Source organism: Staphylococcus argenteus (genome assembly GCF_000236925.1).
Taxonomy (GTDB): Bacteria; Bacillota; Bacilli; order Staphylococcales; family Staphylococcaceae; genus Staphylococcus; species Staphylococcus argenteus.
Window position 1 is genome coordinate 2,526,977 of sequence record NC_016941.1, and the last position, 25,163, is coordinate 2,552,139.

General features: G+C 32.6%; 27 protein-coding genes. 9 read left to right on the forward strand and 18 right to left on the reverse strand.

The annotated features are described in order from the left end of the window. Positions 1–190: 190 nt before the first annotated feature. From SAMSHR1132_RS12355 to SAMSHR1132_RS12370, 4 genes are all read right to left on the reverse strand, one after another. Complete coding sequence (locus tag SAMSHR1132_RS12355) at positions 191–607, reverse strand: DUF2188 domain-containing protein (protein ID WP_001146428.1); 417 nt, start codon at positions 605–607, stop codon at positions 191–193. A 149-nt stretch (positions 608–756) separates the two neighbouring features. After that, positions 757–2,568, reverse strand: a complete 1,812-nt coding sequence (locus tag SAMSHR1132_RS12360) for an FUSC family protein (RefSeq protein WP_042355949.1) — start codon at positions 2,566–2,568, stop codon at positions 757–759. Between the two features lie 398 nt (positions 2,569–2,966). After that, on the reverse strand, positions 2,967–3,170 hold the full coding sequence (locus SAMSHR1132_RS14320) for a hypothetical protein (protein WP_001004924.1): 204 nt from the start codon (positions 3,168–3,170) through the stop codon (positions 2,967–2,969). Between the two features lie 205 nt (positions 3,171–3,375). Beyond that, positions 3,376–4,653 carry an MFS transporter gene (locus SAMSHR1132_RS12370; RefSeq protein WP_042355951.1) on the reverse strand — a complete coding sequence of 426 codons (1,278 nt, stop codon included), beginning with the start codon at positions 4,651–4,653 and terminating at the stop codon, positions 3,376–3,378. 545 nt (positions 4,654–5,198) lie between these two features. Between SAMSHR1132_RS12370 and SAMSHR1132_RS12375 the strand changes: the two genes are divergently transcribed. After that, on the forward strand, positions 5,199–5,810 hold the full coding sequence (locus SAMSHR1132_RS12375) for a DedA family protein (protein WP_000435044.1): 612 nt from the start codon (positions 5,199–5,201) through the stop codon (positions 5,808–5,810). An 8-nt stretch (positions 5,811–5,818) separates the two neighbouring features. Here the strand turns inward: SAMSHR1132_RS12375 and SAMSHR1132_RS12380 are convergent, their stop codons facing one another. Genes SAMSHR1132_RS12380 through SAMSHR1132_RS12390 form a run of 3 tightly spaced genes read right to left on the reverse strand, consistent with a single transcriptional unit; the run spans position 5,819 to position 7,524 of the window. Continuing rightward, positions 5,819–5,917, reverse strand: coding sequence for a hypothetical protein (locus tag SAMSHR1132_RS12380; RefSeq protein WP_042355791.1), 99 nt, complete (start codon positions 5,915–5,917; stop codon positions 5,819–5,821). Continuing rightward, positions 5,907–7,070: an MFS transporter gene (locus SAMSHR1132_RS12385; RefSeq protein WP_000185199.1), complete on the reverse strand. Its 1,164-nt coding sequence runs from the start codon at positions 7,068–7,070 to the stop codon at positions 5,907–5,909. The genes SAMSHR1132_RS12380 and SAMSHR1132_RS12385 overlap by 11 nt, the downstream gene beginning before the upstream one ends. Then, complete coding sequence (locus SAMSHR1132_RS12390) at positions 7,063–7,524, reverse strand: MarR family winged helix-turn-helix transcriptional regulator (protein WP_096001354.1); 462 nt, start codon at positions 7,522–7,524, stop codon at positions 7,063–7,065. Before SAMSHR1132_RS12390 ends, SAMSHR1132_RS12385 begins: the two co-directional genes overlap by 8 nt. Before the next feature lie 390 nt (positions 7,525–7,914). Here SAMSHR1132_RS12390 and SAMSHR1132_RS12395 point away from each other — a divergent pair, with 390 nt between their 5' ends. The 4 genes from SAMSHR1132_RS12395 to SAMSHR1132_RS12410 all read left to right on the forward strand — a co-directional run bounded on the left by SAMSHR1132_RS12395 (position 7,915) and on the right by SAMSHR1132_RS12410 (position 13,141). Then, positions 7,915–8,610, forward strand: a complete 696-nt coding sequence (locus SAMSHR1132_RS12395) for an ABC transporter ATP-binding protein (protein WP_000383664.1) — start codon at positions 7,915–7,917, stop codon at positions 8,608–8,610. 1 nt (position 8,611) lies between these two features. Then, positions 8,612–9,376, forward strand: a complete 765-nt coding sequence (locus SAMSHR1132_RS12400; RefSeq protein WP_000536971.1) for an ABC transporter permease — start codon at positions 8,612–8,614, stop codon at positions 9,374–9,376. A gap of 382 nt (positions 9,377–9,758) precedes the next feature. Continuing rightward, positions 9,759–11,723 (forward strand): fructose-1,6-bisphosphatase, encoded by a 1,965-nt coding sequence (locus tag SAMSHR1132_RS12405; RefSeq protein ID WP_000192164.1) that lies wholly within the window; start codon positions 9,759–9,761, stop codon positions 11,721–11,723. A 338-nt stretch (positions 11,724–12,061) separates the two neighbouring features. Then, positions 12,062–13,141, forward strand: coding sequence for a YkvI family membrane protein (locus tag SAMSHR1132_RS12410; RefSeq protein ID WP_014373909.1), 1,080 nt, complete (start codon positions 12,062–12,064; stop codon positions 13,139–13,141). Between the two features lie 104 nt (positions 13,142–13,245). On the opposite strand, the gene mhqD is transcribed toward SAMSHR1132_RS12410, so the two are convergent. From mhqD to mhqR, 3 genes are all read right to left on the reverse strand, one after another. Beyond that, positions 13,246–13,839 (reverse strand): methylhydroquinone degradation carboxylesterase MhqD, encoded by a 594-nt coding sequence (mhqD, locus tag SAMSHR1132_RS12415; protein ID WP_000400023.1) that lies wholly within the window; start codon positions 13,837–13,839, stop codon positions 13,246–13,248. A gap of 21 nt (positions 13,840–13,860) precedes the next feature. Continuing rightward, positions 13,861–14,829: a ring-cleaving dioxygenase MhqE gene (gene mhqE, locus SAMSHR1132_RS12420; RefSeq protein ID WP_000183744.1), complete on the reverse strand. Its 969-nt coding sequence runs from the start codon at positions 14,827–14,829 to the stop codon at positions 13,861–13,863. Between the two features lie 77 nt (positions 14,830–14,906). Then, positions 14,907–15,341, reverse strand: a complete 435-nt coding sequence (gene mhqR, locus SAMSHR1132_RS12425; RefSeq protein WP_000376235.1) for a MarR family transcriptional regulator MhqR — start codon at positions 15,339–15,341, stop codon at positions 14,907–14,909. A 226-nt stretch (positions 15,342–15,567) separates the two neighbouring features. Between mhqR and SAMSHR1132_RS12430 the strand changes: the two genes are divergently transcribed. Continuing rightward, positions 15,568–15,852 carry a GNAT family N-acetyltransferase gene (locus SAMSHR1132_RS12430; RefSeq protein WP_000067119.1) on the forward strand — a complete coding sequence of 95 codons (285 nt, stop codon included), beginning with the start codon at positions 15,568–15,570 and terminating at the stop codon, positions 15,850–15,852. A 173-nt stretch (positions 15,853–16,025) separates the two neighbouring features. Then, positions 16,026–16,832, forward strand: a complete 807-nt coding sequence (locus SAMSHR1132_RS12435) for a VOC family protein (protein ID WP_000863980.1) — start codon at positions 16,026–16,028, stop codon at positions 16,830–16,832. Between the two features lie 117 nt (positions 16,833–16,949). Here SAMSHR1132_RS12435 and SAMSHR1132_RS12440 read toward each other — a convergent pair whose 3' ends face one another. Continuing rightward, positions 16,950–17,621 carry an NAD(P)H-dependent oxidoreductase gene (locus SAMSHR1132_RS12440; protein ID WP_000069108.1) on the reverse strand — a complete coding sequence of 224 codons (672 nt, stop codon included), beginning with the start codon at positions 17,619–17,621 and terminating at the stop codon, positions 16,950–16,952. Positions 17,622–17,890: 269 nt separating this feature from the next. Here SAMSHR1132_RS12440 and SAMSHR1132_RS12445 point away from each other — a divergent pair, with 269 nt between their 5' ends. Beyond that, the gene (locus tag SAMSHR1132_RS12445; RefSeq protein WP_000161546.1) at positions 17,891–18,883 is read left to right on the forward strand and encodes a D-lactate dehydrogenase; all 993 of its coding nucleotides are present in this window, start codon (positions 17,891–17,893) and stop codon (positions 18,881–18,883) included. A 246-nt stretch (positions 18,884–19,129) separates the two neighbouring features. Here the strand turns inward: SAMSHR1132_RS12445 and SAMSHR1132_RS12450 are convergent, their stop codons facing one another. Further along, entirely contained in the window at positions 19,130–19,930 is an 801-nt protein-coding gene (locus SAMSHR1132_RS12450; RefSeq protein ID WP_000237537.1) for a Cof-type HAD-IIB family hydrolase, read from the reverse strand. 230 nt (positions 19,931–20,160) lie between these two features. Continuing rightward, positions 20,161–20,781 (reverse strand): class A sortase SrtA, encoded by a 621-nt coding sequence (gene srtA, locus SAMSHR1132_RS12455; protein ID WP_000759363.1) that lies wholly within the window; start codon positions 20,779–20,781, stop codon positions 20,161–20,163. 193 nt (positions 20,782–20,974) lie between these two features. Here srtA and SAMSHR1132_RS12460 point away from each other — a divergent pair, with 193 nt between their 5' ends. Next, a complete protein-coding gene (locus SAMSHR1132_RS12460; RefSeq protein ID WP_000617350.1) occupies positions 20,975–21,466 on the forward strand; it encodes a GNAT family N-acetyltransferase in 492 nt (163 codons plus the stop codon). A gap of 291 nt (positions 21,467–21,757) precedes the next feature. Here the strand turns inward: SAMSHR1132_RS12460 and SAMSHR1132_RS12465 are convergent, their stop codons facing one another. Genes SAMSHR1132_RS12465 through SAMSHR1132_RS12485 form a run of 5 tightly spaced genes read right to left on the reverse strand, consistent with a single transcriptional unit; the run spans position 21,758 to position 24,746 of the window. Further along, a complete protein-coding gene (locus SAMSHR1132_RS12465) occupies positions 21,758–21,928 on the reverse strand; it encodes a hypothetical protein (protein WP_001549802.1) in 171 nt (56 codons plus the stop codon). A 52-nt stretch (positions 21,929–21,980) separates the two neighbouring features. Beyond that, positions 21,981–22,088: a hypothetical protein gene (locus tag SAMSHR1132_RS12470; protein WP_042355800.1), complete on the reverse strand. Its 108-nt coding sequence runs from the start codon at positions 22,086–22,088 to the stop codon at positions 21,981–21,983. Between the two features lie 18 nt (positions 22,089–22,106). After that, positions 22,107–23,006, reverse strand: a complete 900-nt coding sequence (sdaAA, locus tag SAMSHR1132_RS12475) for an L-serine ammonia-lyase, iron-sulfur-dependent, subunit alpha (RefSeq protein WP_000460417.1) — start codon at positions 23,004–23,006, stop codon at positions 22,107–22,109. A gap of 13 nt (positions 23,007–23,019) precedes the next feature. Then, complete coding sequence (sdaAB, locus tag SAMSHR1132_RS12480) at positions 23,020–23,700, reverse strand: L-serine ammonia-lyase, iron-sulfur-dependent subunit beta (protein WP_001140229.1); 681 nt, start codon at positions 23,698–23,700, stop codon at positions 23,020–23,022. 2 nt (positions 23,701–23,702) lie between these two features. Continuing rightward, entirely contained in the window at positions 23,703–24,746 is a 1,044-nt protein-coding gene (locus tag SAMSHR1132_RS12485; RefSeq protein ID WP_000353629.1) for a PTS fructose transporter subunit IIC, read from the reverse strand. Positions 24,747–25,163: the final 417 nt, after the last annotated feature.

Consider the following 25,163-nt stretch of genomic DNA (forward strand, 5'->3'; position numbering starts at 1 on the left):
GTACTTTTGGCTGATTCAAAAAACTCTTAATATTTAATCAACTGTTTTATGAACATTTCCAATTTATAAACATGATTTTAAAAGACTTTTAAACCATGGTTTTAAAAAAATATTGATTGTTTATCTGACAACCATAATAAAAAACACCTGTTACCTTGATATAGGCACAAGTGTTTAATTAATTGAAATATTATAAGTCTTTAAATGATTCCACAACTTTAGCATGTGGACCATCAACGATTGGTTCTCTTTGTCGAATGACACCACTTTCGCTTTCATTTGTTTCACTATCAAATTTTGATTTATATCGATTTGATACTTCTTGAATTTGTTCTTCATTATCAGTTGTTGCATCTTCACTATCCACCTCTGTTTTTTCCTTTGTTGCTGTATGGAATTGCACGATGTTCTCTTCCTCTAATGCTTTAATTTCTTCTTTCGATAATGCTCGATACCAATCTTTCGCTTTCTTCGCTGCAATAGGAATAACGTCTTTCTCAAGATAACCTTCCTTCAGCATCGTATTCGCAATTTCTATTGCTTTTTGCCGTTTTACTTCTTCGAATTCTTCCCATTTTTCGGGGTAACCTTTCATTTTATAGGGCATTTTCTAAACCTCCAATATGTTATAATTCATGTTATATACCACCATAATTATAAAATGAAACATATTAAACACAATTTTTTAGACATCCTTCTCAATAACCTCAGACAAACGTAAGACTAACGCGGCAAATTTACCGTTTACAATACATTTTATCGCATATCAACACTGCTTTCTTGCATATGCATGAGTGCTGATTGAATATAATTGTATTGCGGTAAATCTGGTAATGTCTTAATGGCTAGAGACTCATTTAGTTCAAAATGTTTCGCTATATTTTCGAATACAACTAAATATGTACCCATTAATTGCTCATCTATCGTATAACGCGACTCGTTAGTCATCGCTCTGTTTAACATAAAACTTATTTCTTCAATTGCAAATATACTCGGATAATGATTTCGAACTGCCATTTTATTACTGAATAATTCACCATTAGCAGCATGATAAATTTGTGTCATATTATTTAATTTTACCGATAAGTTAATCGCTTCATTTTTCAAATAGGCCTCATCTTTATATTTATTTTCAGAGAACAAATAATGAAAAATTGTTGCTTCTTTACGAATCACTTCAGCCATTACAGTCGGAAGCAATGCTGAGGCCGTACGTTGACCAAGGACAAATAAACCTATAATAGCAATGATGATCCCTATAGTCACATCTGTCATTCTTGGAAAAGCAATATCAATGGATAAATTTCGTGACGCCAATCCATTCATTAAGATTACTTGAATTGTTATAAAAATAACTGCTATCGCATAATTTGCTGCTACCAAAGCCTCAGTAAATAAAGCAGCAACGCCCATTAACACAACTGCAACTGGTGTTGGTATTGAAAAGAATAATATGATCGACAACACTAATACGCCTAACATCGTTCCTAATCCACGTGCCATACCTCTTTCAATCGCATGGATTGTCGAAGTACCTAACAATACAGTATGTGTAGATAATGGTATCCAATATGCCTTGTCGAAATCGAACATAAGCGCAATAAATATTGCTCCCATCATAATAGCTGCATAGCGCAATGTATTACGAAAGACAATGGAATCCAAAGTTAAATTTTGATAAATTCGTTTACTATAAAGTGGCTTATGAATATCTGCTTCATATTCAATGCGTTCAGAATTTGCATTTGCTATCTCGTCAATTTTCAAAATATGATTAAATAGATTTTCAAAGTCGTTTGTTACAGTAACTTCTTTGCGCCAATAATCCAACTCTTGCTTAGGATGTCTTATTTGCTGAATGATGTAATCCATCATTTCTATCAATTCATCTGGTAATGGCCTTATATTTTTAGCATTTAATTCCAATAATTCAGAGTAAATACCTTGCGCAGATGTATGCAACAATAACAACTTTTGAAAGCGCGAGCTCAATTTTTCGCTACTTGAATTTGAACTAATCAATAATTTATCCGAAGCTTTAAATACATTTACCGCTGAAGTAGCAACCTCCAAAAATTTTTCCTTTTCATTATAATGATGTAATAATTTCTTGATAAGCGTGAAATCATTCTGAATTGCTTGTTCTTCTGCTTTCGTCTTAGATAGTAAGATTGTTACCAACACCATCAAAGTAGCTAATATGCCACCTAAAATAATGGCAAATCCTCTATATAATGCCTCTTCTGGTGCTATCGGTAAATTGATAGGTAAGCTAAACGTTACAATAAAAAAAGTCGATGAAGGTCCCGCAATTTTCAAAGCTGTAAAAATATAAAATGGAATAACCGTGACAATTAGCAAAGTCAGACCGAAAACTAATGGCGTTGTAGCCGTTAAAGTACCTAAAATCATACAAATAGCAAACGCTAAATTACATATGATAACAGTTCTAATCTTTGATTTAGCAGATCCATTAAACACATAAATATGTGCCAATGTCCCTGTCGCAACGAGTAATCCAAATTGAAAATTGCCATATAAATATCCAATTAAAGCTGGGATTATCATTAACAAACCTTGTCTTATCCCTTTATAGAAATCTAAGTTTTGACGATTGATTTTAATAAGTGATGTCAAAAAGATGTCATGACGACGTCTCCTTCCATTGCGAAAATATTTCCATAATTTTTTATTAGTATACATAAATTTAATTCGCTACTATAATTTATAATTAAGCAACATTTGCTATTATAACACCTTATACGTAATTATATAACTTTTAAAATCTTTTTAAGGTGTTTTAAATTAAATTCTAAAAATTTTGAAAAGGTGCATTTTATTCATATGTTGATAACTTTTGAAGCTGTTGAACTGTACTAGTATATTTTAATGTGCAACCTAAGATTTATTAAATGACGCTATATTTTGAATACTGTCAATGTTAATCAGCTTGGTATTACAGAACATTATTGCTTAAAAAAACGATTCATGAACGTGTATAGTAGATACAAAGATGTATTTACAAAAACTGGTATTAAGCAATATAAAATAATTACATAAAAATCACCTTCCGCATGCCATATGAAAAAGAATAATATGATTAAAAATACACTTATCATTATTCCTAAGATAGGTAAAATTTTAATATATTTCTCTAAATTTTCATTCATAGATATTTCCTCCAAATGTTTTATATAATTAGAATCAAATGCCGAATTATCTACTTACTCTTATTCAATTTCCAATGCTCGCATCAACACTAGTTCATACAAATTATAAAATATTCCTATATAACTGTAGTCATCACAACTTTGATTTTTCGTATTAAAAAAAGCAATAAATCTCCATTAAATGAAGACTTATTGCTTGCTTGAATTATTTTTCTAAAGTTTTATCATCACTAACAATTAAAGGTTGATCTGGTTTCACATAGAACCACATAATTACTGCAATTGCTGCTGGAACAATTAATAATTGGAATGTCATTGTCCAACCTAAATGTTCTACGAATAAACCAGCTAATAGTGGACTGATTAATGCACCTATATTACCCCATAAGTTCATCCATCCTGATACTGTACCAGAGAAGTTACGTCCTAAATCAGTTGCTGCAGCCCAACTCATACCCATTGAAATACCGATACCCCCTAGACCTAGTGATAACCAGAAAATACTTACATATAAATTTCCTGTACGTACAGCAAAGATAATTGAAACTGCAAATACAATAAATCCTGCGATTGCGATTACACCTCTAGCTACAAATTTTGAACGACCTAATCCTAATACACGGTCAGAAATTGCACCTGCTGATAAGATTAAGAAGAACATTAATAACCAAGGTAATGAACTAATGCCCATTTCTTTAAAGTTAACGTGGAATACTTCTGCTAAATACGTCGGTAACCAAATTAAGAATAATGTAATGATAAATTGTACAACAAAGTATTGAATTGCAATTGCATAAAAGCTAAAACGTTTGAAGAAATCATTCCATGGTGGTGATGATTTTTCAGTAGCTACAATGTCACGATTTTCCATAATGAAACGTTTCTCCGCTTCATTAACCATTCTATGTTGCTCAGGTAAGTCTTTTGCAATAATCGCCCATAATACAGCCATTAAAATCCCTACTGCACCAAAAATGTAAAATACTGCTTGCCAGTTAAATGCGTTAACAATAGCAATTGTAACTATTGGTGCTAATACCGGTCCGAAATATGAACCTGCTAATAAAGCACTTGATGCTCTACCTTTTTCATTTTTAGAGAACCAAAATGAGTTAAACACGGCATTAGACGGGTACATTGGCGCCTCACCCACACCAAATAAGAATCTCACTAAATAAATTAAACCGTGATTTTTAATCATACCAGTTAAGATTGTAAATGCACTCCACCAAACTAATGCAATTGTAATCATCTTACGTGGACCGAATTTTTCAGCTAACATACCTGATGGTACTTGCATTAATGCATAACCGAGAGAGAAGAATGATGCCAATAAACCAAATTGTGGTTTAGTCATCCCTAGATCATCCATCATTTGTTTAGCAATATATGAAATGTTTGCTCTATCCATATACGCAATAACCCCAATAAAGAAGAACGCAAGCGCGAACATCCACCTTACGTTAGTTCGTTTTTCCTTCATAACTATTCCTACTTCCCTTATTAATTTTAAAAGCTTACCCTGAAACGATAAAAATTTTCGGACATCTGGCATGTCCACCCCTACTTTGTCACAAAATTGTACCAAAGTTATTTTTTATAATATTATCAGACATGGAAAGCGTTTACAATAGAATCTATAAAAATTTTATTAAATTCCGCTTAACTTTTGCTATTAAAACGATATAAAGGAACTTTTAGTTACATAGTAGCCTATAGTTTGTTGATTTAAAAATACTGCAATCATAGTGTTTTAAAACGTATATTGTAGGCTTTCTTACATATTATTGATTCGTTATATATTGCATATAAATATACCTTGCATTCATTGTGCAGCGCCTATCATTTTAATTATCATTTATTGACTTTTCGCTCTTATAGCAAGCAATTTTTTGTTATATTGCTTATAATACATTTTAAGACGAATTCTTGTTTCAACTTTGTATCCTACATCTGTTTTCATTACATTGATTTATTAAGTCTTATTTGTCTGCAATTGCTGAAAATTAAAGGAGCTTATTTTTAATAATGGAACAAATTATCACTGAATTTATTAGTCGTTTTGGATATGCAGCGATTTTTATATTAATTTTATTAGAAAATGTTTTACCTATCGTGCCATCGGAAATTATTCTGACATTTGCAGGTCTCATGTCTGTTAAATCACATTTATCAATTTTAACTTTATTTATTATTGCAACCATCGCATCATTTATAGGGCTGTTAATTTTATATTATATCTGCCGTTTGATTTCAGAAGAACGTCTATATCGTTTTATTGATCGCCATGGTAAGTGGATTAAATTGAAAAGTAAGGATTTAAAGCGAGCAAATGATTGGTTTAAAAAGTATGGCGTATGGGCTGTATTTATCTGTCGTTTCATACCTGTATTACGTGTATTGATTACCATTCCAGCCGGTGTAAACCGCATGAATGTTGTGACATTTACCGTTATTTCATTAATAGGTACAACAATTTGGAATTTCGGTTTGATTTTACTAGGACGCACGTTGAGCGATAGCTTTGGTATGTTGATGACTGGTCTTCATACATATTCACGTATTATGTATGTTGTTATCATTATCGCAGTCATTTACTTTGCTATACGTTACATTGGCAAACGTAAGAGAGTAAAATAATATTGTTGTTAGCATAATGACAAAAATTTTAAATTTCTATAAACAAAAAGCAGTGAATCATTCCATCTATTGAAATGATTCACTGCTTTTTTAAGTTTATTTGGCATACTTTAGCTGAAAGTCACCTATCTTTATATAAAGAAATATTATTATTAACATGATAGTTATAGTTGTGAAATAAAAGGCTACCAACGGCTGAGAAATGATACCAATTAATAATGCACCGACAGTCATTCCAATATATCTCACAAAATTAAATACACCTAGCACTTTTCCTTTTATATGTTCAAATCTTTTAGAAATTATAGTAGACAGCAAAGCTGGCACAATACCAACACAAGTACCTAATATAAATATAATTACTGATAATATAATTACATTTGATTCGTTTAACCAACCAAACAAGAACGTAAATATAGCAAATCCAGTTATAGTAACACGAAGTATCATTATTTCATTATATTTTTTTGACAATCGTTTATAAAATAAACTTCCTAATATAACACTAACAGTAATAGGTAAAAACAAAACTCCTGATATGCCAACACCTATATCATAGGTATTATTTAATAATGTCGGTAAATAAACTAATATTGAAAAGTACGTCAAAAATATTAAAAATCCCAATGTCACTAAAGTAATAAACACTTTATCGGTTAAATATTTTTCTTCAATTTTTTCAGTTAATTTTACAATCCCTTTTTCAACATTTGGAATATCGATAAAAAAGATAATCAGTAATAATGCGATAGATATAACGAGCAAAAAACTAAAAATACCAATATAATCCCATCTTGCGCCTAAAGCACTCCCTAAGATTGGTGCCAAAGCTGGCGCACATGATAAAAATATTTGATAGTTCGCCATTGCTTGAGCTCTACCATTATCTGTACTTAGTTTGGCTAATAAAGTTAAAGTCACGAGAGGAATAATTCCGCAACCAATTGCTTGAAGTAATCTTGATATAGTAAACAATATAAAATTATGTGTCACTGCACAAATAAAGCTAGATATGATTACTATTCCCAAACCTGTTAAAAGTACTTTTTTCGAATCACGAGAATCTATACTTCTGCCAAGCACAATTTGCATAATTGCAACGATAAATATAAAGCCACCCACTGTAGCATTTATCCATAATATTGGTACTTGAAAATCGTCATATAGTCTCGGAATAATAGGCGTGTATATGTTTTGAATCAATGATGCAAAAAATGCTAAAAATCCTAGAACATATAATCTGATATTACTATTAGTCATTTAAACCATCTTCTTCTTTTTTTAATTCTTCTATACTACGGTTTAAAAACTCTATAATAACTGCCATTTCGTCATCATCAAACACTTTAAGCACTTCTTCATATTTTTTTACCGCTTTTTCATGTAATTCATCATGAATATAAGATAATTTTTTTCCTTCTTGCGTCAATAAATAATTAACTTCTCTTTTGTTAAATTCATTGTGCGATTCAACTACTAAGCCTTTCGATAAAAGTTTTTTTATCGATTTAGTAATCGCTGGTTTTGATACATTTAACATGTCAGACAAAAATTTATTATTCGCTTTATCATTATTATTAATCAACTCTATAATATGAAATTGTGTTAGAGATAAATCCAGTGCCTCATTCTCTTTTTTATACTGCCTTCTTTTATCGACATTTTCTCTTTCTATAATAAATTGTTGTAATTTTAAAATAACTTCTCTTTTCATATCCATTATTATTCCTCCCCTTCATTAGTTAACCGGTTAACTATATTATTATTTATCCCTCTTTTTTTGTCAAATATTGTTGCAATTAACATATATTTACTAATTTATGTACCATTTATTCCTCACAATATAAATCCTGTCTTCCACACAAATTGTTTTCGTCACTTTAATATGCCTTCTATCCAAAAAAGTTACTCATAACAAATTGCACATTTTAATAAATGTAACAATACCATTTGTAAATTCCCAAAAACCCTATTTTTATATCAATATTTTATATTATTAAAGTTTTTTAAAACCGTATTCTAATAACACTTGCCATGTGATAAAATTATTTTTATATATAAATACCAAAGATTCAGATTATTTAATTGTAAAGGAGATAGTGATATGGATGTTGTAACAGTCGAACATTTAACAAAGAAGATAGGAAATAAAACGATTCTTGAAGATATATCCTTAACGTTAAAACGTGGACACATTGTAGGTCTTGTTGGAGCGAATGGTGCAGGCAAAACGTCTTTAATGAAAGTTATATTGGGCTATTCAAGTTTTCAAAAAGGAAGTTTTAACGTCATTAAAAGCAAGGATAGCAAAACCAATATCGGTGCATTGATTGAAAATCCAGGAATATATCCTTTTATGACTGGATATGAAAACTTGAAGTTATTGAACGAATCAAAAAACACTCAAGATATCGATAAAATTGTTTCACAACTTCATATGGATGAATACATTCATAAAAAAGCTAAAACGTATTCTCTTGGTATGAAACAAAAATTAGGAATTGCTATAGCATTTTTAAATGATCCTCAATTTGTTATCTTAGATGAACCAATGAACGGCTTAGATCCAAAAGCTGTGCGAGATGTACGTGAATTGATTGTTCAAAAAGCGCAAGAAGGTGTTACTTTCTTAATTTCGAGTCATATTTTAAGTGAATTGGTTAAAATTACAAACTCTATCCTTATTATCAACAAAGGTAAAATTGTAACAGAAACATCGGAAGAAGAACTTAAACAATTTAAAGATAATGATTTAGAAAATGTATTACTAGACATCATAGAAAGGGAGGATCAAGCATAAAATGGGAACTTTAATTAAACAAGAATTTTTTAAATTATATAAGAAGAAATCAACTTTTATCGCACCGATTGTCTTTATTCTACTAATGGTTGCTCAAGGTTACATTGCTACAAAATACAATATCACGCCAAAGGAAACTTTCATTTCTGGTTTTAATGGTTTTTCATGGTTTGCACTTTTATTAATTATCCAAGCAAGTACAATCATTTCAATGGAATTTCATTACGGAACGATTAAAAATTTACTTTATCGTGAATATTCAAGAACAACTATGATTATTAGCAAAGTCATCACATTATTTATTATTTCTTTAATTTATTTTGCTATTACAATTATCGCTTCAATTGGTATTGGGTCTTTATTCTTTAATGATTTAAATATATTTGAAAGTAGCGGTAATCAATTATCTTTATTGAATCAATTATTATTAGTTAGTTTAGGCATATTTGTTGGCGTTTGGTTAGTTTTAAGCTTAACGTTACTATTATCATGCGCAACAAATTCAACGGGCGTAGCCATTGCAGTAGGTATTGTTTTTTATTTTGCAAGTACTATATTAGCAGTTATTCAAACGGCACTTTTAGAAAAAATTGAATTGCTAAAGTGGAACCCTATTAATATGATGAATATTATGATTCAAATAGTTGAAAAAGGTTTTAGTAAGTCAACGAAACTAGAACTTCATGAATTGTTTATTGGAAATATTGTTTATATTTCTATTTTCTTAATCCTTGTAGTATTTATTTTCAAGAAGAAAAATGTTTAGTAACTTAAAGTATTAGATGTCTAAATACACTCATATTCCATCGTAATTCAAAATCATTTTCAAATCCCTTCACCAAAATAATGGTGCGGGGATTTTTTCATCCAAACTTTAGCAATTCCTCACTTTTACATATCGTAATTTTTTAGGAAACTTACGAATATAAAAAATCCCTCATCTCATTTTTAAAATAAACATATCACTTCTCCACTTATTTTTGACTATACTACAACGCCTCCTAATGCTAAAATCCACAAAATTCTGCCCTCTATTCTTATCATTTCAAGCATACTTATTGAAAAATGTTAACGTTTTCTTGATAATCGTTGTAAGCGCATTTATTTTATAAACCAATGTTTGAAATATACTACAGGAGTGACACGTAATGACTCAAATTACTGAAAAAGAATTAAAAAAGAAGTATTTAGATTTGCTATCTCAACATTTTGATTCTCCAGAAAAGCTTGCAACTGAAATTATCAATTTGGAATCTATTTTAGAATTACCTAAAGGTACCGAGCATTTCGTCAGCGATTTACATGGTGAATATGAAGCATTTCAACACGTATTACGCAACGGTTCTGGGAATGTACGAGCGAAAATCAATGATATTTTTAAAGAAAAGCTTTCAACAAAGGAGCTCAATGACTTAACAGCTCTCGTATACTATCCAGAAGATAAATTAAAGCTGATTAAAAGTGATTTTCAAAGTTGTGGCCAACTTAATGTCTGGTATATCACAACGATTGAACATTTAATTGAATTGATTAAATACTGCTCTTCAAAATATACTCGTTCTAAACTACGTAAAGCATTGCCAAAGCAATATGTTTATATCATCGAAGAACTACTATATAAAAGTAACGAATATCAAAATAAAAAATCTTACTATGAGACGCTTGTTAACCAAGTGATTGAACTTAAACAAGCTGATGATTTAATTATAGGTCTTGCGTATTCTGTACAACGCTTAGTTGTTGATCATTTACACGTTGTCGGTGACATTTATGATCGTGGCCCGCAACCAGATAAAATCATGGATACGCTGATTAATTATCATTCTCTAGATATTCAATGGGGAAATCATGATGTGCTTTGGGTTGGTGCTTATGCAGGATCTAAAGTATGCTTAGCAAATTTACTTCGAATTTGTGCACGTTATGATAATTTAGATATTATCGAAGACGCTTATGGCATAAATTTAAGACCACTGCTTACTTTAGCTGAAAAATACTATGATGCAGATAATCCTGCTTTTAAACCTAAAAAAAGACCCGATAAACATGAACGTTTAACTCAACGTGAAGAAAGTCAGATTACTAAAATTCATCAAGCAATTGCGATGATTCAATTCAAGTTAGAAATACCAATTATTAAACGTCGTCCAAATTTCGAAATGGAAGAACGTCTTGTGCTTGAAAAAGTTAATTATGATACTAATGAAATTACGGTTTATGGTAATACATACCCATTGAAAGATACATGTTTCCAAACTGTCAATCGTGATAATCCTGCAGAATTACTACCTGAAGAAGAAGAAGTCATGAATAAACTATTATTATCTTTCCAACAATCTGAAAAATTACGTCGTCATATGTCATTTTTAATGCGTAAAGGTACGCTTTACTTACCATACAATGGAAATTTACTCATTCATGGATGTATTCCAGTTGATGAACAAGGTAAGATGGAATCATTTGAAATTGACGGAAAAACTTATAATGGTCAAGAATTATTAGACGTCTTTGAGTATCATGTGCGTAAATCATTTGACCATAAAGATCAAACTGACGATTTATCGACGGATTTAGTTTGGTATTTATGGACTGGGAAATATTCTTCATTATTTGGTAAGCGTGCCATGACAACGTTTGAGCGATACTTTATTGCGGATAAAGCTTCTCACAAGGAAGAAAAAAATCCATACTATCATCTTCGTGAAGATGTGAATATGGTTCGTAAAATGCTCAGTGATTTCGGATTAAATCCAGATGAAGGTCGCATTATTAATGGTCACACACCAGTGAAAGAAATTAATGGCGAAGATCCTATCAAGGCTGATGGAAAGATGCTTGTCATTGATGGCGGCTTTTCAAAGGCGTATCAGTCAACAACTGGCATTGCAGGATATACATTGTTGTACAATTCATTCGGAATGCAACTCGTTGCACATCAACAATTTAACGCTAAAGAAAAAATCCTTTCCGAAGGTATTGATGAACTTTCTATAAAGCGCGTCGTAGATAAAGAATTACAACGTAAGAAGATTCGTGATACTAATATTGGAAAAGAGTTACAAGATCAAATCGATATTTTAAAAATATTAATGCATGATCGTTATTTAGACTAAAGACGACATTTGATGCACGTATCGTCACTTATTTAGTGGTGCAGTGTTTACGCACTGGCTACGTACACGTAATAATAAGAAAAAAGGCGACCTAGCTACACCGAAAAAAATCCCCTCACTGTTGCGAGTAGTGAGGGGATTGGTGTATCTATGCTAGTTCCTTGTTAACAGTGTTATAACATCTTTACAGTAAAAAATGCAAAATCAACTAACAAAATGACCGACGCCCCCGCTTCTACACCAATTTAACAAAATACTATATTAGTACTATATTTTTCATTAACATGTATGTTACATTTTCTATATTACTTAAAATTACGAAGGGACATTTTTAAATCATGCGTATCTTAAAAGAGTCCATTATTGTGGCATTTGCCTTTGTTGGTGTTGTCGTTGGTGCCGGCTTTGCTACTGGTCAAGAAATTTTCCAGTTTTTCACAAGTCATGGCGCGTATAGCATTTCAGGCATTATTGTTACAGGACTATTGATTACTTTAGATGGAATGATTGTCATGCATACAGGTCATCATCTAAAGTCTCGAAATCATTCTGATTCAATTAACTATTTCTTATACCCCTCTATTGCAAGAGGTTTTGATATTATTTTGACAATGTTTATGTTGTCTTTAGCTATTATTATGACTGCAGGTGGCGCATCAACCATTCATCAAAGTTTCAACTTACCATATTGGCTGAGCGCACTCATATTAGTCGCCTTCATTTTAGCAACACTGTTTCTAAAATTCGATCGTTTAATTGCTGTGCTTGGCGGTGTTACCCCATTTTTAATTGCGATTGTCATTATGATTGCCGTGTACTATTTCACAACGAGTCATCTTGATTTTACTGCCGCTAATAATGATGCTCAGATTCATAAGCAGAAATCATTATCACCTGGATGGTGGTTTGATGCGATTAACTATGCAAGCTTGCAAATTGCTGCTGCCTTCAGCTTCTTATCAGTGATGGGTAGCAAAGTTAAGTATCGTGACTCAACGTTATACGGTGGCTTCATTGGTGGTTTAATCATTACATTTTTACTCATGATGATTAACCTAGGTTTAATTTCTCAATTCGATAAAATTAAACACGTTGATTTACCCACATTAAAATTAGCAACACAAATGTCTCCGTCAATTGGTATTATTATGTCTGTCATTATGATACTTGTCATCTACAATACTGTTGTTGGATTAATGTATGCATTTGCGTCACGTTTCAGCGTTCCATTTAGCAAACGTTACTTCATCATAATTATTACAATGGCTGTCATCACTTATATTAGTACATTTATCGGTTTCATTTCATTAATTGGAAAAGTATTCCCTATTATGGGATTGTTCGGTTTCATCTTACTCATACCTGTACTCTATAAAGGTTTAATTAAGCGTATTGCCGGCAAATCACATATCGATTAAAATATCTATGCCATTGTAAAATTTAGTACAGCACTTCAAAATCAAAAAAGCGGGCAGATGAAAAGTAAAAATCTTTTCCATCTGTCCGCTTCCTAATAGAACCGTTATTTCTCAAGTATCTGTTGCCCAGTCGTTAATCCAGTTTCTGTAATTTCATGACCATTCACCCAAACTTCTTCGATTTGTGCCCCACGTGTCTTAAACAAGTTAATGACTTTTTCACTTGCAGCTAATGGCACAATAGGATCATGTTTTCCCATAGAAAGCAACACACTGACATCTGATAAATTCTTTGTTGACATTACTTCAATTGGATATAACGGTGCATATAACAATGCTTTTTTAAATGGTGCTTCTGAGCGCAACATTAAGTTAATCGCTATATTTGATCCATTTGAAAATCCTACAAGTACAGCCTTTTCAATATCAAAATCATAACGCTCAGCAGCTTCTTTAATGAAATCTAACAATTCTTGTCCACGAAATTCCAAATCTTCTTCATCATAAACACCTTCACCAAGACGTTTGAAATACCGGTTCATCCCATTTTCTGAAACTTGTCCTCTAATACTTAACAAGTGATAATTCTCATTCAATGCTTCGCCTAATGGCAATAAATCGAACTCATCGCCACCTGTACCATGCAATAATATTAGCGTTGGCGCACCTTTTTGTCCTTCTCTAAAAATATGTTCCATCACAAATCCCTCTCATTCCAATTAATCATGTTGACGCTTCGTATTAAAAGGTCTAACTTCTGATTCTATATATTCTCTTTTATTTTCTAAAAATGGTGGTAATGATAATCCTTCGCCTAATGTTTCATATGGTTCATCTTCCATAAATCCTGGTCCATCTGTTGAAATTTCTATTAAAATATGACCCACACGTGCATATAATGCTTCAAAATAGAAACGATTAACGATGCCTGAGTTGTTAATACCTAATTCTTTATATTTCGTTGCCCAAGCTTCTATTGCATCATGGTCCTTTACACGAAATGACACATGATGTACTTCACCATAACCTTGACGTGCTGCTGGCCCTTTATCATCTTTTATTAAGATTACCTGGCCACCATTACCACCTTCGCCAACTTCAAGTAATGCGACATTATCTTCATGTGCAATAGTTGTCATACCGTAAACAGTCTCTAAAATATTTTTAAAGTCGTCAAAATAACTCACTTTAATTTCAATGGGTCCTAAGCCATAAATCGCTTTATCTATTGGAACCGGTCCATTCTTCCATGGTACACCAGGTGCTACACCTTCATTTAACTCATCTGAAATTAATTGATACACTTGGCCGTCTACTTCTTCAAATGGCAACACTTTTTTACCAAATAGTTCTTGAATACCACCGTGTTTAACACCAAATTCATTAAAGCGATGTTCATAATACATTAATGCGTCATCGTTAGGCACTCTAAAAGACGGTCTTGTAATGGAATTTGTTCCTGCCTGCCCTTTTGGAATATTTGGAAAATCAAAGAACGTCATATCTGTACCTGCCGAACCTACATCATCTGCAAAAAATGTGTGATACGTATAAATATCATCTTGATTAACTGTCTTTTTAACTAAACGCATGCCTAATACTTCTGTAAAAAATTTATAATTACGTTCTGCATTATCTGTTATAGCAGTTACATGGTGTATACCTAGTAATTTATGATTATTTGTCATTTTATATACCCTCTTTATATCTTTAGTGTTTTTATCTCGAAATCGAGATATTTTAATGTAAATTTTTAGTGCACGTCTTACACTTCTGTAGATTGTGCACTTAGTTTCTTAAACGCTTGTTGTAAGATTGTTAATTCATCCTTTGTTAACACATCAAATGCCTTTGTTAATGTCTCAGCATGCTTAGGGAAAATATCTGCCATTTGACTTTGACCTTTTTCAGTTAAACAAGCCATGTATACACGTTTATCATCTTTATCCTTTTCACGTGTAATCCAACCTTTGTCCTCTAATTGGCTTACAACATATGAAATGCTGCTACTTGCAATTAATACGCGGTCTCTAATACGTTGAATTGGTTGCGGACCTTTGTTATAAAGCAACTCAAGCACTGCAAATTCAGTAATATTTAAGCCATATCGCTTTACGTCTTCTTTTGTAATTTGCTCTAATGTGTCTAATGCCCTATTCATTCCGACAAAAACATTGAGCGATTGTTTCGTTCGATCCATATCATCACCAACTTTTCATTTTATTTCGATTTCGAGATAAATTATATAGCTGAATGTATTTAATGTCAAGATACGTGTTTTCATCTTTATTTCAAATTGCACTTAATAAAAATGACTGCTTGTAGAGCGGCAATGTCGTCACATGACTGTCATGCACCTTTAACTCCGTTTAAGTTAAAATAGAATAGGGAAATATAATAATCATTCATGATAGGAGTTGATATGTATGAGTAACCTTGAAATTAAACAAGGCGAGAATAAATTCTATATTGGTGACGTTGAAAATCATGCATTAGCTGAAATTACATTCCGTTTTGTTGATAACAATGAAATTAATATTGACCACACAGGCGTGTCTGATGAACTTGGTGGTCAAGGTGTTGGCAAAAAATTAGTTAAAGCAGTTGTTGAACATGCAAGAGAAAATCATTTAAAAATTATTGCATCATGTTCTTTTGCTAAACATATGTTAGAAAAAGAAGATTCATATCAAGATGTGTATCTTGGATAAATAAATTTTGCGATGGTACGACTGTACCATCGCTTTTTTATGTGTTCGCATCAATATAAAATTACGGAACGTCATATTATTTTGAATTTAAAACTTTATGCTATCAATTCATTTTCTTTTCTGGTATACTTTTTATACTAACTTATAGAAAATAGAAAACGAGGCGATGCACGATGGCATTTCACGATAAAACAGCAACACAAGTAACAAATATCGAGCTGAATGTAAGAGATTTAAATTTAATGACAACATTTTATAAAAATATTTTAGGACTATCTGTTAAAAGTTCTGATGATAACACAACCGTTTTATCTGTTGGTAATGGTGGCCACACATTAACGTTACATTTATTAGAAGACGGACGTCAGCCTTCCCCACGTGAAGCAGGACTATTTCATATCGCATTTTTATTACCAACTACTGAGGATTTAGCTAACTTCTTATATTTTGTGGCACACAAAAATATGGGTATCGACGCTGGCGATCATTTAGTAAGTGAAGCTTTATATTTTAATGACCCAGAAGGTAATGGTATTGAAGTATACCGTGATAGACCTTCATCTTCATGGGAATGGCAAAATGACAAAGTTAAAATGGATACTTTAGAAGTTGATAGCCAAACATTATTAACACACCGTACTGATGAAGGATGGCAAGGTATGCCAGCAAAAGGAATGATTGGACATTTACATTTAAAAACACATGATTTAAATGCAGCATATCAATGCTACATTGAACAATTAGGATTCCAACATGTGTCTGATTTTCCACGTGCGCTATTTATGTCAACGAATCATTATCACCATCATATTGCTGCTAATACTTGGCAATCCAATCAAGCAAGACAAAACAATGCACAAAGTTATGGATTAACTCATATTGATATTTATCAACCTGATGCCCCAACACATACATTTACGGCACCAGAAGGGTTTGACATCACAGTTCATTCAAATACTGACCTTGTTCCAGAAAAATAATCATCAACGCTTACTTAATAAAATTATTCAAGCAAAAGCCTGCGATTTATATATATGTAATCGCAGGCTTTTATGCTAACTTTTTAATTTTATATATTTAGACATACTGTGATTTATTTATTCTTTTGGTCCAACCCATTCAATAACATCTTCATATGCTTGGCGTGTTTTATTTTTCGGTGGATCTTGTTGTCTGTAGCCAAATGCGACCATCACTGACAAACCAAATTGCTCAGTATCTAAGATGCCTTTATTCGCTAAAATATCTGTTACTGTATCCAGACTAAAACCTTCCATTGGACATGAATCAACACCTAATAATGCAGCTGTTGTCATCATATTCCCCAGTGCGATATACGTTTGTTTACTTGACCAGTCATACAACGCTTGTTCATTATCACTAATGTGGAAATCTGCTTGGAATGCATCGAATTTTTGTTCAACAGCTGGAATCGTTTGCGCTTCATACTTTTTAATATCTCGTAACATATGCTGTACATACGGCGATCTTGACGTTACATTTTTTCGCGCAAAAATTAACACAAAATGACTAGCAGTTTCTAATTGTTTTGCTGCACCCCAGCTGTGTGCTTTTAATTCATCACGTAACGCTTGATCTTGAATCACGACAAACTTCCAAGGTTCTAACCCAAGAGAACTTGGAGACAATCTACCTGACTCTAATATTGTTTCAAAATCTTCTTTCGAAACTTTCTTTTGTGGATCGAATTGCTTAGTCGCATGTCTGAAATGAAATGCATCCATAATTGTTTGATTCATATTGCTCATTGAACATAGCCTCCAATTTTTATATTTATTGCTATACAAATTATACTTCATGTTCAAATAAGACTAAAGTAATCCGTTTTCAATCCAGTATAACTTGTGCACACGTTATAGGCTTTCTACAATTAAACACGTTTTTGAATTTTGAAAAATTTAGTGTTATAATATATTTGTGATATTTTTCACAATTAAATTGTGGCGTGATTTTAATGTGCATGACCTTTAATTTCACTCATTTACTTTTCAATCTTTTAAAAGCGAGGTTTTTAATAATGACAAAAATTATGTTCTTCGGTACGCGTGATTATGAGAAAGAGATGGCATTAAATTGGGGGAAAAAGAATAACGTCGAAGTAACTACTTCTAAAGAGCTATTATCAAGTGCTACAGTCGATCAATTAAAAGACTACGATGGCGTAACTACAATGCAATTTGGTAAGTTAGAAAATGATGTTTATCCTAAATTAGAATCTTACGGTATTAAACAAATTGCACAACGTACTGCTGGATTTGATATGTATGATTTAGATTTAGCTAAAAAACACAATATTGTGGTATCTAACGTTCCAAGTTATTCACCTGAAACTATTGCAGAGTATTCTGTTTCTATCGCCCTACAATTAGTGCGTCGCTTCCCAGATATTGAACGCCGTGTACAAGCACATGATTTTACTTGGCAAGCAGAAATCATGTCTAAACCAGTTAAAAATATGACTGTTGCAATTATCGGTACGGGTCGTATCGGTGCTGCTACAGCTAAAATATATGCAGGATTTGGTGCTACAATTACTGCTTATGACGCTTATCCTAATAAAGATTTAGACTTTTTAACTTACAAAGATAGTGTTAAAGAAGCTATTAAAGATGCCGATATTATTTCTTTACATGTTCCAGCGAACAAAGAAAGCTATCATTTATTCGATAAAGCAATGTTTGATCATGTGAAAAAAGGTGCAATCTTAGTTAACGCAGCACGTGGTGCAGTCATCAATACACCTGATTTAATCGCTGCAGTGAACGATGGTACTTTGTTAGGTGCTGCGATTGATACTTATGAAAATGAAGCAGCATACTTCACAAATGACTGGACTAATAAAGACATTGACGATAAAACATTATTAGAGTTAATCGAACATGAAAGAATTTTAGTAACACCACATATTGCTTTCTTCTCTGATGAAGCAGTACAAAACCTTGTTGAAGGTGGTTTAAACGCAGCATTATCTGTCATTAACACTGGTACATGTGAAACACGTTTAAATTAATATATATTTAAAAGCAAAGGCGCGCCATGTGCCTTTGCTTTTTATTTTGTATATCTGTATCAAAATCGATTTGATTAAAATCCGCTTTATTTTATCATCTATTCAAATGATTGTAGTGCGCTTATTTTACTATGGCATTATTGCCTAACCTGTTTGAGATATATTAATATTTGATGATTCGTATTCAAAGTTTTCATTTAACATGTATTTAGTATCATGATAGCTGCTTCATTGATGATATACTACCTACTTTTTCAACACTTCTTGTTCGATAATCGTTAAAACACCCTGCTTATCATTACTTGGAGCGACAGCAGAGGCAATACTGAACAATTCTTCATCATGACTATTTTCCATCACATAACTATGCTTAGCGAACGCAAGCATATCTTTATCATTATTCGCATCTCCGAAGGCCATGAGCTCTGAAGAAGACATTTCCCATTTATCTAACAATCGTTTTAATGCCTGTCCTTTAGTCATGTTTGGCATAATAATATCAATACTATCGTGCCCACTTGAGACAAGTTTAATATCATTGCTGAATTGCATCGCTACTTCTTCATCAACATTCGGATGCGTCTCACGATTAATATTAAATGCTATTTTGACATAATCATCCTCAGGTAATTGTTGTAGACTGTCAATTTCTTTTAACTGATGATAATAAAATCTCGTATCTTCTTTAAATGCTTCAGAAGTACGTTTCAAAATATACGCGCTTTTCAAACCACAGATGACGAGTTGATCAATACCTTGGTTCATATTTAAGTAATCGACAACCTGTTGAAACACCTGACGATTAAAGCTTTTATAATTATATAACTCATTGCCTTTATAAATAACTGCACCATTTTCAGAAATAAAATACATATCTCTATCCCCGAAAATAGACTTCAACTTCGCATATTGATTGCCACTCGCAGCAATAAATGTAATATCTCTATTTCTAAGTTCAGTAAAAATCGCTTCAAATCTTGATTTATCGTATGTCTTTTTCGAATCTAAAAACGTCCCGTCCATATCTACCGCAATAGCCTTAACCATGATTATCCTCCTCATTGCTCTTTTAGTCGTCTTCATTATATCCATCTCACGACAAGCAATGAAGTTTGTCATACCACAATGAACCTATATTCACATTTTGAAATTGCTTTCATATATGCAAAACACATTACACTGGATATTTGATTGCATTCTATCTCAGAACAAACAAAAAACAGTCTCGCAATCAAGACTGTTTTCTACTAAATATATTAATCCATTAGCGCAATGGATTATTTAACTTCTGTAGCTACAAAAATTTTACGTTTTTCCCAAACGCCTGTTTTTTCATTGTAATCATCACAAGTAATTAATGTTAATTGTTTATCTTTTCCTTTTTGTTCATCTAGAACTTCTACATCTGTAGGCTTAACATCTCTTATACTTGTCATTTTATACTTACGCGTCTCATTACCAACTTTGAAGTACACCATACTTCCTTTTTTGGCTGCTTTAAGATTTGTAAATTGATAGTTCGGACGGTCAATAAATGTGTGTCCTGCAATTGAAATATTTTGATCATCTAGTGATTCATTTTCTTCTGCAAAGCTTACACCTCTATTTAATTGTTCAGGTGTTGCTGGTCCTGGATATACTGGTTCTTTAATATCAGCATCTGGAATTTCAATATATCCTGCCACTTTCGATTTATCTTTCGGAATTTGAGGTTTAGCTTGCTGATTTTTATCTTTACTCGCCTGTTCTTTTACATTTTTATCATATTGTTCAATCTTTTCATCTTTATCTTTATCGTGAAGATAATTATCGATATGTGGTTTAGCAAACAAATATGCTGCCACTAGGATAAGTACCACACCAGCGATTGTCATTAATCGATTTGTCCATTTTTTCATACGTTAAGGCTCCTTTTATACATTTCACAATGCCTATTAACATTTCATATAGTATACCATTAATTTCAAAATGACTCATAGCAATTCATTTTATATTATAAAATTTGCACATATACTTTTACGTTAGATTTCATTACACATATTTGCATTCAAATAACGAAACGCTTTTAATAATTACTAAGGGGGAATAGTTATGATTAGATGCGCTAAAAAAGAAGACTTAAACGCTATATTAGCGATATACAACGATGCCATTATCAATACTACAGCTGTTTATACTTATGAACCACAAACCATAGACGAACGTGTCGCATGGTTTGAAACGAAACAACGTAAGCATGAGCCTATCTTTGTATTTGAGGAAAATGGAAGTGTCTTAGGGTTTGCGACGTTCGGTTCGTTTAGACCTTGGCCAGCATATTTATATACAATTGAACATTCTATTTATGTCGATGCTTCAGCTAGAGGAAAAGGTATAGCTAGTCAATTATTACAACATTTAATTGTGGAGGCAAAAGCTAAAGGTTATCGTGCGCTAGTTGCAGGCATCGATGCTTCCAACAAAGCGAGTATTCAATTGCATCAAAAGTTTGCTTTTAAGCATGCCGGCACACTGACCAATGTAGGTTTTAAATTTAATCGATGGTTAGATTTAGCGTTTTACGAATTAGATTTACAAGACTAGTAATGTTTAAATCACATATTAAAAACAAGACAACCATGTCAATTCACATAACATAACATACCAACATATAAAATTGTAAACTTCTCAGGGGAGTGGGACAGAAATGATATTTTCGCAAAATTTATTTCGTCGTCCCACCCCGGCAAGGTTGACTAGAATCGAAAAAAGCTTGTTACAAGCGCATTTTCGTTCAGTCAACTACTGCCAATATAACTTTGTAGAGCATATTACATTGATTTACATTGTCCCCTTTATTTTTCATTCCAAATACTATCCCCATAGCTCTTTGATTTAACGCTTTTTCTCAATAACAAAACGAATATAGTAGAACATGAAAACGATAATCATGCTGAGTGATAAAGATTTAAATAATAGATTGACCCACGTTCCCTCAGTCGTATATCCATATGTAATCGTTGTGTTAATGATGAATGCTATAAAGATGATTGATAGTCTTAGCATATCATCACTCCTTTTAAGTTATTTTAGATATACGGGGGCGCTTTTGCAATCACTATTTTGATGAGAATGAATTTGCCATAAATTTTTCAACTTCATCAGAGATACTTAAGAAGCATCTATCTGGTACTAATAATCCAGACAGATGCTTCTTTTTTATCAATATTTTATTGTAATGGGCTTAATTATTTTTCACCATATCTTCAGCTGTGCCAAAGATTTTACGTTTAATTGCCTCTCCAGTTGGTGTGCCAGCTAATCCACCCAATCCTGTTTCACGTAATGATGCAGGAAGGTTACGACCAACCTTATCCATTGCTTCAATAACTTCATCAACAGGAATTCTACTTTCAATACCCGCTAATGCTAAATCTGCTGAAATTAAAGCGTTGCCAGAACCGATTGCATTTCTCATAACACAAGGAATTTCAACAAGTCCTGCTACTGGGTCACAAACTAAACCTAATAAATTACTTATCGCTAGTGCCATTGCATGCCCAGAGGCTTCTGGTGATCCTCCGAAAATAGCTACTGCTGCAGCTGCCGCCATTGCAGATGCAGAACCCACTTCTGCTTGGCACCCACCTGTCGCACCAGCTACACTTGCATTGTTCGCTACGACACGTCCAAACAATGCTGATGTAAATAAGAAATCAATCATTTGATCTTCTGTTAAGTCATGTGTTTTTTCTAATTTAAAAAGTGCACCGGGAATGGTACCCGAGGAACCAGCTGTTGGTGTCGCACAAATGATACCCATAGCAGCATTGACTTCATTTGTTGCGATGGCACCTTTTACTGCGTCAATCATTTCATAACCTGACAAGGCATGATGTGTTTCATTATAATCACGTAATTTTGCTGCGTCATGACCAGTGTAGCCCGTAACACTTTCAACACCGTCACCTGTAGTACCTTTGATTACTGCATCTCGCATGACATCTAAATTTTGTTTCATTTGCGCTCGCACTTCATCACGTGATTTACCGCTCAATTCCATTTCTTCTTTAACCATGATTTCCGCAAATGAAATTTTATTTTCTACGGCATAATCTATAGTCTCTCTAATTGAATCAAACATGTTTATTCCCCCTCTAATTTATATAGGAAACGTTTACGTCACTGTATTTATTTTTAATTGTATTTAATGTTGATTCTGAGATTGCTTTATTTAATGGTAAAACAACTAAACATTTATCTACATCTATATTAATAAGTTCGTCTTTACAGTCCAATTTCATATCATTGATATCATTAATAAAATGATTCACTTGAGCTTTAGTCATGTGTCCATCTACAACTAAGATTGGTAATCCATGATTCAAATCTACTTCTAAACCATTTATATGAATACCTTTAATTTTAATTGTACCACCACCAATTGAAATACCGATAATTTCAATATAGCGTCCATCATTACGAGATGATTTAATGTAAGCACAGTTTGGATGTTGACCGATACTGTCCCCTTCTTCTTCAATGATATCTATTTTAATACCATCATCAGCTGCAATTTCTAAAGCAGACTTAATTCGGTTATCAAATGTTGAATATCCCATTGCTCCACCAACAATAGCGACATCTGTTCCATGCCCTTGATGTGTTTGAGCAAATGATTCATAATAATGTATTTCTATATTTTTTGGAATATCTCCCAATATTGCACGTGCTGAATTCCCAATCTTTACTGCACCAGCCGTATGAGAACTTGAAGGTCCCATCATAACTGGTCCGATGATATCGAAAGCACTTTGATAATCATAGCTTTTTGCCATAATTAAACACTCTCCTTAATACGATTCTTTTTGCTCGGCATTTTAAAGTTGATATTCATTAAATTAAACTTATTGATTAATGTTCCAATAATATAAGCTAAGACAATGCTGACAATAATCACTGTTGCGATTGTTACAATTGATGTCACTGCATTATTAAAGCCAAATAATACGATAGCTCCGGCTATTGGCGTTGCCATACCTTTAACACCTATCACTAGTCCACTAAATGTTACGATACATGCATTCACAACACCAATCAGTGCATTTGAACCATATAGTTGTATTGGGTATTGCGCTATTAAATCGATTTGCGTCAATGGTTCAATACAAACTGCAAATGCTTTTGAAGGTCCACCGATATTTAATTTTCGGAATAAAATAAGGTTAACAAATGAGCTACCTGTACATGTGAGTGCCCCAATAGCCATAGGAACACCTGTAAGTCCTAATAAACTTGTTAATACCATTGAACTTAGCGGCGTCATTCCTGTAACTGGAATTACTAGTCCTAAAATAACCGCTAATGCATATGGATTATTATCACCTACTGCAGTAACTGCACTACCTATTTGTTTAAGAGTTGCTAATACTCCAGGAGTAATAATTGATGCAAGTCCGAAAGCAATTGCTGGCGCAAATAAGATCACCACAATTAAGTCCAAGCCTTCTGGCACTTTCTTTTCAATCCATTTAATAAGAAATGCAACTGCATACGCTGCGATGAATGCTGGTAATAGTTTGAAGTCATGTAATACTAAACCAACAATGACCGCAAATACTGGTGCAACGCCTAAGTTTAAGCATGTTAGAATACCTACTGCGATACCGCTTAAACTTCCTGCTAAATCCCCAATATCTTGTAAAAACTTAATGTCAAATACGCCACCAATAGCGTAACTTAAGAATGCTTGTGGTAGAAATGTCGCACAAGCCGCACCGGACAATGCTTGTAGTCCTTGTTTACCGTACGGTGCATACTTTAAAAACAGCGTCATGATCACTAAAACCAAGACTAGTGTGCCTACACCTAACAGAATATCCATTTCCCAAAAACCTCTCTCTATTTAATTTATTTTCAGACCATAAACATCGTACACCCTTAAGAAAACGTTTTCAACTTTTATCTGTTATCAAATCAAATATTTAAGTGAAATATTTCATAATTGTGAAAGTTTTTTAAAAGATATTGTTTAAATAACTGCTTATATTGCTAATAATATAAGTAAATAAACTTATTACTCTAAATAACATTCAATAGTCAGACAGTTATTTATTAAAAATCCAACAAATCTAGAATGGAAATAATTCTAAAAATTTTCAATCTTTGAATAAATTCGCTTTTGGGCTATTTTTATATTTTTTTACCTGAGCTTTTTTTGTAATAAACACACCATATTCAAAAATAACTTATTACACATATATTTGCAATACGTTTATAAAAGTAAGATATTATTTCTAGT

Bases quoted from the DNA above. Each gene is read 5' to 3' on its own strand.
- SAMSHR1132_RS12355 (WP_001146428.1), bottom strand. From the start codon at position 607: ATGCCCTATAAAATGAAAGGTTACCCCGAAAAATGGGAAGAATTCGAA.
- SAMSHR1132_RS12360 (WP_042355949.1), bottom strand. From the start codon at position 2,568: ATGATAATCCCAGCTTTAATTGGATATTTATATGGCAATTTTCAATTT.
- SAMSHR1132_RS14320 (WP_001004924.1), bottom strand. From the start codon at position 3,170: ATGAATGAAAATTTAGAGAAATATATTAAAATTTTACCTATCTTAGGA.
- SAMSHR1132_RS12370 (WP_042355951.1), bottom strand. From the start codon at position 4,653: ATGAAGGAAAAACGAACTAACGTAAGGTGGATGTTCGCGCTTGCGTTC.
- SAMSHR1132_RS12375 (WP_000435044.1), top strand. From the start codon at position 5,199: ATGGAACAAATTATCACTGAATTTATTAGTCGTTTTGGATATGCAGCG.
- SAMSHR1132_RS12380 (WP_042355791.1), bottom strand. From the start codon at position 5,917: ATGCCAAATAAACTTAAAAAAGCAGTGAATCATTTCAATAGATGGAAT.
- SAMSHR1132_RS12385 (WP_000185199.1), bottom strand. From the start codon at position 7,070: ATGACTAATAGTAATATCAGATTATATGTTCTAGGATTTTTAGCATTT.
- SAMSHR1132_RS12390 (WP_096001354.1), bottom strand. From the start codon at position 7,524: ATGAAAAGAGAAGTTATTTTAAAATTACAACAATTTATTATAGAAAGA.
- SAMSHR1132_RS12395 (WP_000383664.1), top strand. From the start codon at position 7,915: ATGGATGTTGTAACAGTCGAACATTTAACAAAGAAGATAGGAAATAAA.
- SAMSHR1132_RS12400 (WP_000536971.1), top strand. From the start codon at position 8,612: ATGGGAACTTTAATTAAACAAGAATTTTTTAAATTATATAAGAAGAAA.
- SAMSHR1132_RS12405 (WP_000192164.1), top strand. From the start codon at position 9,759: ATGACTCAAATTACTGAAAAAGAATTAAAAAAGAAGTATTTAGATTTG.
- SAMSHR1132_RS12410 (WP_014373909.1), top strand. From the start codon at position 12,062: ATGCGTATCTTAAAAGAGTCCATTATTGTGGCATTTGCCTTTGTTGGT.
- mhqD (WP_000400023.1), bottom strand. From the start codon at position 13,839: ATGGAACATATTTTTAGAGAAGGACAAAAAGGTGCGCCAACGCTAATA.
- mhqE (WP_000183744.1), bottom strand. From the start codon at position 14,829: ATGACAAATAATCATAAATTACTAGGTATACACCATGTAACTGCTATA.
- mhqR (WP_000376235.1), bottom strand. From the start codon at position 15,341: ATGGATCGAACGAAACAATCGCTCAATGTTTTTGTCGGAATGAATAGG.
- SAMSHR1132_RS12430 (WP_000067119.1), top strand. From the start codon at position 15,568: ATGAGTAACCTTGAAATTAAACAAGGCGAGAATAAATTCTATATTGGT.
- SAMSHR1132_RS12435 (WP_000863980.1), top strand. From the start codon at position 16,026: ATGGCATTTCACGATAAAACAGCAACACAAGTAACAAATATCGAGCTG.
- SAMSHR1132_RS12440 (WP_000069108.1), bottom strand. From the start codon at position 17,621: ATGAGCAATATGAATCAAACAATTATGGATGCATTTCATTTCAGACAT.
- SAMSHR1132_RS12445 (WP_000161546.1), top strand. From the start codon at position 17,891: ATGACAAAAATTATGTTCTTCGGTACGCGTGATTATGAGAAAGAGATG.
- SAMSHR1132_RS12450 (WP_000237537.1), bottom strand. From the start codon at position 19,930: ATGGTTAAGGCTATTGCGGTAGATATGGACGGGACGTTTTTAGATTCG.
- srtA (WP_000759363.1), bottom strand. From the start codon at position 20,781: ATGAAAAAATGGACAAATCGATTAATGACAATCGCTGGTGTGGTACTT.
- SAMSHR1132_RS12460 (WP_000617350.1), top strand. From the start codon at position 20,975: ATGATTAGATGCGCTAAAAAAGAAGACTTAAACGCTATATTAGCGATA.
- SAMSHR1132_RS12465 (WP_001549802.1), bottom strand. From the start codon at position 21,928: ATGCTAAGACTATCAATCATCTTTATAGCATTCATCATTAACACAACG.
- sdaAA (WP_000460417.1), bottom strand. From the start codon at position 23,006: ATGTTTGATTCAATTAGAGAGACTATAGATTATGCCGTAGAAAATAAA.
- sdaAB (WP_001140229.1), bottom strand. From the start codon at position 23,700: ATGGCAAAAAGCTATGATTATCAAAGTGCTTTCGATATCATCGGACCA.
- SAMSHR1132_RS12485 (WP_000353629.1), bottom strand. From the start codon at position 24,746: ATGGATATTCTGTTAGGTGTAGGCACACTAGTCTTGGTTTTAGTGATC.